The organism is Mycetocola tolaasinivorans (genome assembly GCF_003667565.1).
Classification (GTDB): Bacteria; Actinomycetota; Actinomycetes; order Actinomycetales; family Microbacteriaceae; genus Mycetocola; species Mycetocola tolaasinivorans.
This window is the reverse complement of the sequence record NZ_RCUX01000003.1, coordinates 186,685-198,848: the sequence shown is the minus strand read 5'-3', so window position 1 is coordinate 198,848 and position 12,164 is coordinate 186,685. Positions and strand designations below refer to the sequence as shown.

Annotated in this window: 9 protein-coding genes and 1 tRNA gene; 6 read left to right on the top strand and 4 right to left on the bottom strand. The window is 65.8% G+C overall.

Going from position 1 to position 12,164, the window contains the following annotated elements; all coding sequences use genetic code 11:
* Nucleotides 1-30: 30 nt before the first annotated feature.
* Nucleotides 31-408 (bottom strand): winged helix-turn-helix transcriptional regulator, encoded by a 378-nt coding sequence (locus D9V32_RS04615; protein WP_121647727.1) that lies wholly within the window; start codon nucleotides 406-408, stop codon nucleotides 31-33.
* Nucleotides 409-534: 126 nt separating this feature from the next.
* Between D9V32_RS04615 and D9V32_RS04610 the strand changes: the two genes are divergently transcribed.
* On the top strand, nucleotides 535-1,179 hold the full coding sequence (locus D9V32_RS04610; RefSeq protein ID WP_121647726.1) for an NAD(P)-dependent oxidoreductase: 645 nt from the start codon (nucleotides 535-537) through the stop codon (nucleotides 1,177-1,179).
* A gap of 77 nt (nucleotides 1,180-1,256) precedes the next feature.
* On the opposite strand, the gene D9V32_RS04605 is transcribed toward D9V32_RS04610, so the two are convergent.
* Nucleotides 1,257-1,907, bottom strand: coding sequence for a TetR/AcrR family transcriptional regulator (locus D9V32_RS04605; protein WP_121647725.1), 651 nt, complete (start codon nucleotides 1,905-1,907; stop codon nucleotides 1,257-1,259).
* Between the two features lie 130 nt (nucleotides 1,908-2,037).
* Here D9V32_RS04605 and D9V32_RS04600 point away from each other — a divergent pair, with 130 nt between their 5' ends.
* Genes D9V32_RS04600 through D9V32_RS04585 form a run of 4 tightly spaced genes read left to right on the top strand, consistent with a single transcriptional unit; the run spans nucleotide 2,038 to nucleotide 8,389 of the window.
* Nucleotides 2,038-3,369 (top strand): extracellular solute-binding protein, encoded by a 1,332-nt coding sequence (locus D9V32_RS04600; protein WP_121647724.1) that lies wholly within the window; start codon nucleotides 2,038-2,040, stop codon nucleotides 3,367-3,369.
* Entirely contained in the window at nucleotides 3,366-4,313 is a 948-nt protein-coding gene (locus D9V32_RS04595; protein WP_121647723.1) for a carbohydrate ABC transporter permease, read from the top strand. The genes D9V32_RS04600 and D9V32_RS04595 overlap by 4 nt, the downstream gene beginning before the upstream one ends.
* Nucleotides 4,310-5,263 (top strand): carbohydrate ABC transporter permease, encoded by a 954-nt coding sequence (locus tag D9V32_RS04590; RefSeq protein WP_121647722.1) that lies wholly within the window; start codon nucleotides 4,310-4,312, stop codon nucleotides 5,261-5,263. Before D9V32_RS04595 ends, D9V32_RS04590 begins: the two co-directional genes overlap by 4 nt.
* 48 nt (nucleotides 5,264-5,311) lie before the next feature.
* Nucleotides 5,312-8,389: a glycoside hydrolase family 2 TIM barrel-domain containing protein gene (locus D9V32_RS04585; RefSeq protein WP_121647721.1), complete on the top strand. Its 3,078-nt coding sequence runs from the start codon at nucleotides 5,312-5,314 to the stop codon at nucleotides 8,387-8,389.
* A 175-nt stretch (nucleotides 8,390-8,564) separates the two neighbouring features.
* Here D9V32_RS04585 and D9V32_RS04580 read toward each other — a convergent pair.
* Together D9V32_RS04580 and D9V32_RS04575 are read right to left on the bottom strand one after the other, a co-directional pair.
* A tRNA-Val gene (locus D9V32_RS04580) sits at nucleotides 8,565-8,637 on the bottom strand.
* A 142-nt stretch (nucleotides 8,638-8,779) separates the two neighbouring features.
* Nucleotides 8,780-9,235, bottom strand: a complete 456-nt coding sequence (locus D9V32_RS04575) for a peroxiredoxin (protein WP_121647720.1) — start codon at nucleotides 9,233-9,235, stop codon at nucleotides 8,780-8,782.
* 195 nt (nucleotides 9,236-9,430) lie between these two features.
* Between D9V32_RS04575 and aceE the strand changes: the two genes are divergently transcribed.
* Nucleotides 9,431-12,157: a pyruvate dehydrogenase (acetyl-transferring), homodimeric type gene (gene aceE, locus D9V32_RS04570; protein ID WP_121647719.1), complete on the top strand. Its 2,727-nt coding sequence runs from the start codon at nucleotides 9,431-9,433 to the stop codon at nucleotides 12,155-12,157.
* Nucleotides 12,158-12,164: the final 7 nt, after the last annotated feature.

The window sequence follows — 12,164 nt, the reverse complement described above, 5'->3', positions numbered from 1 at the left end:
CTTGATGTCGGTGAGCTGTGAAAACGCCGACTATGCGACGTTCACCGCGGCGTCGTCATAGACGTCACGGGCACCCTCGATGTCCGCCATGTACTCCCGCGCCCAGTCTTCCAGGGCGCGCAGCGGTTCACGCAGGGTCTGGCCAACCGGCGTCAGGGCGTATTCAACCCGTGGCGGCATTTCTGCAAAGACGGTGCGTCGCACGAGCCCGTCGCGTTCGAGCCCCCGCAGCGTCTGGGTGAGCATCTTCTGGGAAACCCCGTCTACCCGGCGCGCGATCTCGCCAAAGCGCTGTGGCCCCTCACCGAGTGCGCCCACGATCAGCACGGTCCAGCGATCTCCGATGCGGTCGAGTAGCTTTCGGGTCGGGCAGTTTCGGTTGTACGGGTCATACGGAAGATGCGTCATCTTTTGTCTCTTTCGGCGGAAAAGTCATGGTTACCGCAAAGTGCCTACTTCCCAAGGTCGCTTTACTCTCCTATCGTAACTAATGCGGGGCTGACCACGGTGCCCGCACAGCGAAAGGACATCCTCATGACTCAGATCACCATCCTTGGCGGCACCGGATACGCCGGCGGCCACATCGCACGCGAGGCGGCAACCCGCGGCCTGACCGTGCGCGCACTCTCCCGCAGCCTTCCCGAGGCACCCGCCCCGGATATCGAGTACGTCGCGGCCGACGTGCAGGATGATGCAGCGCTGGACGCCGCGATCGCCGGCACCGAGACACTCGTAGTTGCCCTCTCCCCGCGCGGAGACCAGGCGGGCACCATCGCCCCGCTGATCGCCCGCATCGCGGAGAAGGCCGATGCCGCGGGCGTTCGCCTCGGCGTCATCGGCGGGGCAGGCTCGCTGCTGGTTGCCCCCGGCGGAATCCGCGTGGTTGACACCCCGGAGTTCCCGGATGCCGTGAAGCCCGAGGCCTTCGAGATGGGCGAGGTTCTCGAAAACCTGCGCCGCTCGCCCGAGTCGCTGAACTGGTTCTACGTGAGCCCCGCCGGCGGATTTGGAGCCTGGGCCGAGGGCGAAAAGACCGGCACGTTCCGCGTGGGCGGCGACGTCCTCCTCGCCGATGCCGAGGGAAAGTCCGAAATCTCCGGCGCCGACTTCGCCCAGGCCGTCGTGGACGAGGTCACGACCCCGACCCACAACCGCGCCCGCTTCACCGTGGCCTACTAGGCCGCAGGGTTACGAATGCCGCGATTCGGGAATGGTCCCGGATCGCGGCATTTGTGTTGGGCGCATGCACCCCGGCCTTACTCCGCCTGGCCGGCCAATGAGCGACCGGAGTACGGGCGCAGTCCCTCAGGCATGCCCTCATCGGTAAACAACAGCGCAAGATAGCGCCCCAGAACATCCGGGACACTCACCCCGGGAGCACCCAGCAGCCACTGCTGCTGGGTGCCATCCCAGAGGGCGACGAGCGCGGAAGCGGCACCGGATGGGTCGACGCCCGGGCGAAGCTCCCCGGCATCGGCGTGGCCCTGGAGAATCTGTGCGTAGAGAGTGTGCACACGCTCAAGGCGCTCCTGAAAGTACTCGCGAGCCGGATGATCCTGAGTGGTCGCTTCTCCAAGGAGCACCGAATACAGCTCAACGGGACCGCGGTTCGATTCGTTTTCTCGGGCAAGGCCCACCACCATGGATGAGATGTCTCCGGAAATCACGAGATCATCGGCGCGCACATCACGTTCGATCAGGACGGCACGCAGGAGTGCCTCCTTGGTGGGAAAATGATGCAGCAGACTTGACTGCCCCATTCCGGCACGATCGGCGATTTCCTGAAGGGTGCCCGCCCGGTATCCGCGCATCCGGAAGACCCACTCGGTCGCAGCGAGAATTTGGCTGCGTCTCTCGACACTCTTCGCGTAGGGGCCACGTGGACCACGCTTCTTCGGGACAGTCATGCGGTCATTTTAGCGCGAAGTTCAATTTTGCTTTACGAAAACCGTGCGCTTACTCGAATTTAATGTTAGCCTCGATTCGTTCCCGGCCGGAACAACCCGAACCGGCCGCCCACAGTGAAGTGGAGAAACTATGGTTGAACTCACCCGAAGGCACCTCGTTGCGCTCGGCTTCGCCGGATTGGGCACCGCACTACTCAGCGGTTGCACCACACCCGGTCAGCTCGGACGCGGCGGTGCCCTCAATCCCTCCTCCCCCGAGGTCGTTACCCTGAACTACTGGACCTGGCTCAAGGATATGCAGCCGGTCGCCGATATCTGGAACCGCAACAACCCACACATTCAGGTGCGCGTCACACCGATCCCACAGGGAAATAACGGCGGATACCAGAAAATGTATGCGGCCCTCGCGGCCGGGGGCGGGCCGGATCTTGGCCAGGTGGAGTACCGCAACATCCCCGAGTTCCTGCTCGCGGGCGGCCTCACCAACATCGCGGACGCCGGCGCGCTGGCGCTCAAGCCCCGCTACGATCCGACGCTCTGGCAACAGGTCAGCTTCCTCGACGGTGTCTACGCGCTCCCCCAGGACTCCGGACCGATGGCCCTGTACTATCACCGACCGCTGCTCGAATCCGTGGGGGCAACACCACCCAAAACCTGGGAGGAGTGGGCGGAGATCGCCGTCGAACTGCGCCAAAAAAGGGCCTGGATGGACTGCTTCTCCCTCTCCGATGCCGGCCCCTTCATCTCCTATGCGACCCAGGCAGGTGCCCGCTGGGTCACGCCGGAGCGTGATGGCTGGCGGGTGAATCTCCTCGATGAACCCACGCTCACCGTGGCACGGTTCTTCGACCGGGCACTCGATCGAAAGCTCCTGCTCACCGAGTATGGGCCATTCTCGCCACCCTGGTTCGCCGCGGCCGCCGCCGACCGTATCGCGAGCGTCACGAGCGCGAGCTGGGCCGACGCGATCATCGCCGATATTCAGGGCGGTGCCGGCAAGTGGGGCGTCGCCCCCATGCCGCGCTGGGGACACACCGGCTACGGATCGAGCGCGCTCGGCGGCTCGACGGTGGGCGTCCTCGCGCACGGGAAGCATCCGCGCGAGGCAGTAGAGTTCGCCGCCTGGCTCACCTCGGAGCGCGCGGGCATCGACGCCGAAATCTCCCGCGGCATCGGCTGGTCACCAACCCCCGACTACATCGGTGCCGCACGCAGCAAGCCCGCTCCCTTCTTCGGCGGGCAACGCTATAACGAGGAGATCATGATTCCGGCTGCGGCCGATCAGAACCCCGACTGGAGCTGGTGGCCAATCACCCAGCAGTCATTCAACATTTTGGCCGATGAGTTTCGCAAGAAAGCCGCCGGGCAGAGCCTCGTTGATGGGCTGCGCTCGGCGGAGAGGCTGATTATCCGGGCGATGCGCAACAAGGGCCTCACCGTACACACGGGGGCGGCATCATGAGCGTCAACGGAACCGCCGCGCCACGTATCGTACGAACCCGGACCCGCACCCTGCCCCGCCTCGGACGCCCCACGAGCCGCGCGCCCTGGCTTCTCCTCGGCCCGTTCCTCGCGTTGTTTGTGCTGACCTTCGCCCTGCCGATCATCATGGCCGTGGTGAGTAGCTTCCAGCGGGTCGAGCGAGCCGGGCTCTTCGGCGAAGCCGGGGAGAGCACCGTGTTTGCGGGCTTCTCGAACTATGCACAGGCGCTCGAAGACTCAAACTTCATCACCTCGATCGGCCGGATGCTGCTGTTCGGCATCGTCCAGGTGCCGGTCATGATCGCGCTGTGTACGCTCCTGGCCCTGCTGCTCGAATCGGCATCTGCACGCTGGCCCGGGCTCTTTCGTGCCGCATACTTCCTGCCGTACGGCATCCCCGGAGTGATCGCGACGATTCTCTGGTCGTTCCTCTACACGCCCGGGCTCAGCCCGCTGCTCGACGCGGCACAGGTGGTCGGGGTCGAGATCAACCCGCTCGGCTCCGAGCTCGTACTCTGGTCGATCGCAAACATCGTCACCTGGACATACACCGGGTACAACATGCTCATCGTGATTGCCCAGTTGAAGTCGATCCCCGGGGAACTCTATGAGGCTGCCCGGCTGGACGGCGCGGGCCCGGTACGAATTGCCCGCAGCATTCAGCTGCCGCTGATCCGGCCCGCGCTGATGCTCACCACCGTGTTTTCGATCATCGGGACGCTGCAGCTCTTCGCCGAGCCCCAGGTTCTCGCGAACTCCTCCACCGCGATCGATAGCGGGTACACCCCGAACCTCGCCGCGTACACAAACGCGTTCGCCTATAACAACTACGGCGTTGCCGCGGCCCAGGCGGTCCTGATCGCCGTGATCGCGTTTACCCTCTCCTTTACCTTCCTTCGCCTCTCGAATCGAGGTTCGCGATGACCACCACACCACAGACGCCCACGGCTCAGCTCAGCACGCCGCACCCGGCCAGCCACGACCCCGCCGCCGGCGCTCGCCGAAGCCGTGCGCGCGCCGGAGGTTCGCCGGGGGCCACGAATCCGGCCCGGCAGGTTCTGGTTACCGGCATCCTCGTGGTCGTGGCCCTGTACTTCCTGGTGCCCGTCTACTGGGTCATCGTGGCCGCGAGCAAATCCAGCAGCGACCTCTTCGCCACACCCGGATTCCTGTTTTCCGGGCAGGTGCAGCTCTGGCAGAACATCCAGCAGGTCTTTACCGCCGGGGACGGGATCTTCGGCCGCTGGCTACTGAACTCCGTACTGTACGCCGGGGTGGGCGCGCTGATCGCGACCTACCTCGCCGCGGCCGGCGGCTACGCCCTCGCAAAGTATGCGTTCCGCGGGCGCGACACGATCTTTGGGGTCATCCTCGGCGGTGTCCTGGTGCCCGGCACCGCGACCGCCCTGCCGCTCTTCCTGCTCTTCAGCTCGCTGGGGCTCGCGAACACCTACTGGGCGGTGCTGCTGCCCTCGCTGGTGTCCCCGTTCGGACTCTTTCTCTGCCAGGTGTACGCCCGCACCACGATCGATGACGGCCTGCTCGAGGCCGCCCGCCTCGACGGGGCGGGCGAACTGCGTATCTTCCACACGGTGGGGCTGCGCATCCTGACGCCCGCACTCGTGACGGTGTTCCTGTTTCAGCTGGTCGGAATTTGGAACAACTACTTCCTGCCGCTCGTGATGCTCTCCGACGAGAAGCTCTACCCGGTCACGCTCGGGCTGCAGAACTGGAACAGCCAGGTGAGCCGCCTGCCGGAGTTTTACGAGCTCACCACCGCGGGGGTACTGGTGTCGATCATCCCCCTCGCGATAGCCATGATTATCCTCCAGCGCTTCTGGCGCGGGGGCCTCACCGAGGGCTCCATCAAGTAGCTCGCCGCCCGCACACCACATCGATCCACAACACACCAAGGAGTTCCCATGACACTCGCTTCGGCGCACCCCGTCCCGATCCCGGGCCGCGATCTCGTCTCGAGTCGCGCCCCCTCCGGGGGTGCCGTACGCCCGGCACGCGCGTGGTTGCGCTCCGATGCACCGACGCTCAGCCTCAACGGCGAGTGGGCGTTCAGGCTGTTGCCCGCGGCGGACCCGCGGGGAGAGGCGGTGTCGAGCTTCGCGCAGCCGGAGACCGACACCTCGGGGTGGGGACGCATCTCGGTGCCCTCGAGCTGGGTCCTCGGCGAGCGCGCTCAGGGCTCTCCGATCTACACCAACGTGCAGTATCCGTTCCCGCTTGATCCGCCCCACGTACCCGACGAGAATCCGACCGGCGACTACCGGCTCGATGTCGAGTTGCCGGCGGAGTTTCTGGACGAGGCGCGTACCGAGGCGATCGTGCTGCGCTTTGATGGCGTGGAGTCTCTGGCGCGGGTGTGGTGGAACGGGCACGAGGTGGGTCACTTCTCGGGCTCTCGCCTCGCGCATGAGCTCGACATCACGGAGCTGGTAACCGCCGGACGCAACGTCCTCGCCGTGCGCGTGCACCAGTGGTCGGCCGCGAGCTACCTGGAGGATCAGGATCAGTGGTGGCTGCCCGGAATCTTCCGCGACGTCACGGTTACCGCGCGTCCGCGGGGCGGCATCGAAGATCTCTGGCTGCGCACCTCGTGGTCGGCGGGTATCGGCACGCTGCGCCCCGAGGTTGTGGCGAGCGCGGAGTCGTTCCCCCTGCGTCTGAGCATCGAGGAGCTCGGGATTACCGCGGAGTGGGGTACCCCGCAGGATGTGCGCCCGCTGAGTATCCCGGCCGAGGCGTGGTCGGCGGAGTCTCCGAGGCTGTACACGGCCGTAGTCAGCGCGCGGGGAGAGACGATTACCCAGCGCATCGGGTTCCGCAGCGTTGAGATTCGCAGCGACCAGCTGCTCGCCAATGGCCGACGCCTGGTGTTTCGCGGGATGAACCGCCACGAGGCGCATCCGGATCGCGGGCGGGTATTCGATGAGGCGCACGCTCGCGCGGATCTCATTCGGATGAAGCGGTTCAACGTGAATGCCATCCGCACGAGCCACTATCCCCCGCATCCGCGCCTGCTCGATCTCGCGGATGAGCTGGGGCTCTGGGTGATGCTGGAGAACGACCTCGAAACCCACGGGTTTGAAGTGGCCGGGTGGCAACATAACCCGAGCGATGATCCGGCCTGGCGCGAGGCTTACCTCGATCGTATCGAACGAATGTTCGAACGCGATAAGAATCACGCGAGTATCGTGATGTGGTCGCTGGGCAATGAGGCCGGCACGGGCGCGAATCTCGCCGAAACCGCGGCCTGGCTGCACCATCGCGATCCGGCGCGGCCCGTGCACTACGAGGGCGACTATGCGGGGCGCTACACGGACGTCTACTCGCGCATGTACGCCTCGGTGCCCGAAACCGAGTCGATCGGCGCCGATGTCACGTCGGAGCTACTGGGGTGCACCCCGATCGAGGCGGCTCGGCAGCGCACAAAGCCGTTCCTGCACTGCGAGTACGTGCACGCGATGGGTAACGGCCCGGGGGCGATCGATCAGTACGATGCCCTGGCGGATCGCTATCCGCGCCTGCACGGCGGTTTCGTGTGGGAGTGGCGCGATCATGGCCTGCGCACGCGCACGCCGGCGGGCACGGAGTATTTCGGCTACGGCGGGGACTTCGGTGAGGAGGTGCACGATGGCAACTTCGTGATGGACGGCATGATCTCCTCGGACGACGTCCCCTGCCCCGGGCTGTACGAGTTTGCGGCGGTGATGGCACCGGTACGCATCCGGATCGGGGAGGAGGGGGAAACACTGACCCTCACCAACCGTCGCCACACGCTGGACACCGCGGACATCGTGCTGCGCTGGTCCCTCACCGAGCAGGGAATCGAACGGGCCGCGGGGACCTGGCCGATTCCCCCGGTGAGCGCGGGCACCACCTGGGCGGCGATCGCGCCTCCGGAACTCAGCGCGGCACTCGGTGCGACACTGGCGCGCGCCGGCAGCTCGACCGAGCGCTGGCTCACGGTCACCGCCGAGCTCGGCGCAGATACCCCCTGGGCACCCGCGGGGCACATCCTGGCCACCGCGCAGCAGCGCCTCGACGGCGTGATCACCCCCGAACCGCCTGCGGCCCCGATCCGTGACTGGACCCCCGGCCTACCCGAAGCGCACGCGCTGGGAATCGCCACGCTCGCGGATGGAGCACTTCAGAGCCTCGCCGGGGCGCCCGTATCGGGCCCCACGCTCTCGCTGTTCCGTGCGCCCACCGATAATGACCGCGGAAGCGCCCAGGGCAGCCTGGACGTTGCGGACCCCGTCCTCAATCGTGGTCTGGGCGTGGATGCACCCCCGCACGCCGATACCTGGGCGGCGCACCGATTGCACCTGCTGCGCGCTCGCCGCGTGGAGGGTGAACACGCACCGCGCGCGCTGCGCGTTCTTGAGCGCTACGCGGCCCCGGCCTCACCCGAGGCCATGAGGATGCACACGCGCTGGGAGGAGGTGCCGGGTGAGCCCGAAGCCGTCCTGCTCAGCGTGGATATCGCGCCGGATTCGGGATGGGATCTCACGCTCCCGCGAATCGGCATCCGGCTCGAGCTTCCGGGGGATGTCGATCACGCCCGCTGGTTTGGCACCGGCCCGCACGAGTCCTATCCGGATTCGCGCAGTGCTGCCCGGGTGGGCACGTTTGAGGCACCCCTCGACGAGCTAACCGTGCGCTACGCCCGCCCCCAGGAGAGCGGACACCGCGCGGAACTGCGCACACTTGAACTGCGGCGCGGCGGCACCCCCTGGCTCTCACTGACCGCGATACCGGATTCGGCGGGCCGGCTCCCCGGGTTCGGTCTGTCTCGCTGGAGCGCCGAAGAGCTTGCGCGGGCCGCGCACTGGCACGAACTACCGCCCTCGAATCGCGTGTTCCTCACACTCGACGCGGCGCACTCCGGGGTGGGCTCACGAATCTGCGGGCCGGATATCTGGCCCGCCTACGCGGTGCGGGCCGAGGCGCGCACCATCCGGGTGGTGCTGCGCCCGGCCACATAGACTCCGCACGCCGCCGAGCTGGGCATACCCGTCCACTCGGTGGCGTGCGGATCGCAGGGGGAACCAGAACGGCCGTCATCGTTTCATTCCGGTGGCGGCCGTTCGCCCGGGCGGAAACCGGGCGTGATGAAAACAAAAAACCGCCACCCAATTTCTTGGGTGGCGGTTATATTTGTGGGCCCTACCGGGATCGAACCGATGACATCCACGGTGTAAACGTGGCGCTCTACCAGCTGAGCTAAAGGCCCTTCGTCGCCGTAGCAACAAGATTTACAATAGCAGGATCACGCGGGGCAGAACCAATTCGGCGCGCAGCCCGAGCGCGTCGCCCCGGAATTCCGGGGATTTTGAGCCCGGTCGAAGATCGCCTCTCTTGCGTGTCGTGGGACGCTAGAGGAGGCTCAGCGCCTCACGGTACCGCTCGATCGCGCGCGGCTCCCCCGCGGCGGTCATGAAGGCGTCGCGGATCACGCCGTCGATGCCGATCACGAAGGTGGCCCGTTCGGCCACCCCGCGGGACTGATCAAACACCCCGTACGCCGCCGCGACGTCGCCATGCGGCCAGAAGTCGGACAGCAGCGAGAACGCGTAACCGGCGTTATCGCCCCAGGTGCGCAGCGCCCACTTGGAATCCACCGTGACAATGAGCACCTCGGCGTCGTGGGCGGCAAAATCGGCGGCGTTATCGCGCAGCGCATCGAGTTCACCGGTGCAGATCCCCGAGAACGCGAGGGGTACGAATACCAGCACCACGGGGCGTCGATCCCGGAAGTCACTCAACCGAATCTGCTCGCCGTACTGATTCGGCAGCTCGAAGTCGGGTGCGGGCGAATCAATTTTGCGCATCTTTTTCCCTTGTTCACCGCGGATTCACTAGGTTCAGCCTAGCCGAGCATAAAAAACCCGTCCCGCGAATCACGGAAATGCCCTCCGGGTCGCTAGGCTTGGAGGAAACGTGCACAACCTTTGTATCCCAAATGCTGCGCGCGCTTAAACCCACCATATGTTCGGCACGATCTGCCATGAAAAGAAAGGTCGACGGTGACTGTAAACGACCAGGACCCGTACTCCGTCAACAACTTTGACGTCGATCCGGAAGAAACCGCCGAGTGGCAGGAGTCCCTCGACCAGCTCGTCCACACCCAGGGCCCCGCCCGCGGTCGTGACATGATGATGAGCCTGCTCAAGCGCTCCCGCGACCTCCAGCTGGGTGTCCCGATGGTTCCGACCACGGACTACATCAACACGATCGCACCCGCGAACGAGCCGGAATACCCGGGTGACGAGGCCATCGAGCGTCGCTACCGCGCGTGGAACCGCTGGAACGCCGCGATGACCGTGCACCGGGCACAGCGTCCCGGCGTCGGTGTCGGTGGACACATCTCCACCTACGCGGGTGCCGCAACGCTGTACGAGGTGGGCTTCAACCACTTCTTCCGCGGCCAGGACCACCCCGGCGGCGGAGACCAGATCTTCTTCCAGGGTCACGCCTCCCCCGGCGCGTACGCACGTGCGTTCCTCGAGGGTCGCCTCACGACCAATCAGCTGGATGGCTTCCGTCAGGAGAAGTCGCACGCCGGTGGGGGCCTCAGCTCCTACCCGCACCCGCGTCTGATGCCGGACTTCTGGCAGTTCCCGACCGTGTCGATGGGCCTCGGCCCGATCAACGCGATCTACCAGGCACAGGCCAACAAGTACCTCACCAACCGCGGCATCAAGGACGCAGCAGACCAGCAGGTCTGGGCCTTCCTCGGCGACGGCGAGATGGACGAGGTCGAGAGCCGCGGTCAGCTGCAGGTCGCGGCGAACGAGGGCCTCGACAACCTCAACTTCGTGATCAACTGCAACCTTCAGCGCCTCGACGGCCCGGTTCGCGGTAACGGCAAGATCATGCAGGAGCTCGAGAGCTTCTTCCGTGGTGCCGGATGGAACGTCATCAAGGTTGTCTGGGGTCGCGAGTGGGATGACCTCCTCGCTCGTGACGGCGAGGGTGCCCTCGTCAACCTCATGAACGAGACCCCCGACGGCGACTACCAGACCTACAAGGCCGAGTCCGGTGCGTTTGTGCGCGAGCACTTCTTCGGTCGCGACCCGCGTACCGCCGCCCTGGTGGAAAACTACTCGGACGACCAGATCTGGGGCCTCAAGCGCGGTGGCCACGACTACCGCAAGGTCTACGCAGCCTTCAAGGCCGCGAGCGAGCACAAGGGCCAGCCCACCGTGATCCTCACCAAGACCGTCAAGGGTTACGGCCTCGGCCCGACCTTCGAGGGCCGCAACGCGACCCACCAGATGAAGAAGCTGACGCTCGAAGACCTCAAGCTCTTCCGCGACGCCATGCAGATCCCGATCACCGACGCGGTGCTCGAGGAGAACCCGTACCAGCCGCCGTACTTCCACCCCGGTGAGAACGACGAGGCCATCGAGTACCTGCACGAGCGTCGTCGCGCCCTCGGCGGATACCTGCCCGAGCGTCGCAGCAAGTACACCCAGCTGAACCTCCCCGAGGACGATGCCTACCGCATCGCCAAGAAGGGTTCCGGCAAGCAGGAGATCGCCACCACCATGGCGTTCGTTCGACTGCTCAAGGATCTGCTGCGCGCCAAGGACTTCGGCAACCGCATCGTCCCGATCATCCCGGATGAGGCCCGTACCTTCGGTATGGACGCCTTCTTCCCGTCGGCAAAGATCTACAACCCCAACGGCCAGCACTACACCTCCGTGGACCGCGAGCTGCTGCTCGCCTACAAGGAGTCCCCGCAGGGTCAGATCGTGCACGTGGGCATCAACGAGGCCGGCGCGCTGGCCGCGTTCACCGGGCTGGGTACCACCTACGCCGTCAACGGTGAGCCGCTGATTCCGTTCTACGTGTTCTACTCGATGTTCGGATTCCAGCGCACCGCCGACGCCATCTGGGCCGCCGGCGACGCGATGGCTCGCGGATTCATCGTGGGTGCCACCGCCGGACGCACCACGCTGACCGGTGAGGGTCTCCAGCACGCGGACGGCCACTCGCCGCTGCTCGCCTCGACCAACCCCGCCGTGGTGTCGTATGACCCCGCCTACGGATATGAGATCGGACACATCGTGCGCGATGGTCTCGAGCGCATGTACGGCGGAAAGCACGTTGACCCCAACGTCATGTACTACATCACCGTGTACAACGAGCCCTACGTACAGCCGGCCGAGCCGGAGAACCTGGACGTCGATGGCCTGCTGAAGGGTATCTACAAGCTGCGTCAGGGCGGCGAAGGCGGAGTCAAGGCTCAGCTTCTCGCCTCCGGTGTGGCACTGCCCTGGGCCCTCGAGGCTCAGGACCTGCTCGCCACCGACTGGGGTGTGTCCGCCGATGTCTGGTCGGTCACCTCGTGGTCCGAGCTGCGTCGCGATGGTCTGGCCGCGGAGGAGCACAACTTCCTCTACCCGAACGAGGAGCCGAAGGTTCCCTACCTGACCGAGAAGCTCTCCGGAGCCGAGGGTCCGTTCGTGGCCACCAGCGACTACATGCACGCCGTCGCCGACCAGATCCGTCAGTTCGTCCCGGGTGACTACGCCACCCTGGGTGCCGACGACTTCGGCTTCTCGGACACCCGTGCGGCAGCGCGTCGCTACTTCAAGATCGACAGCCACTCGCTGGTTGTTCGCACCCTGGAGCAGCTGGCCAAGCAGGGCAAGATCGACCGTGCCCTCGTGGGCCAGGCGATCGAGCGCTACCGTCTGCTGGACGTAACCGCTGGCACCACCGGCAACGCCGGCGGCGACGCCTAAGCGGCCA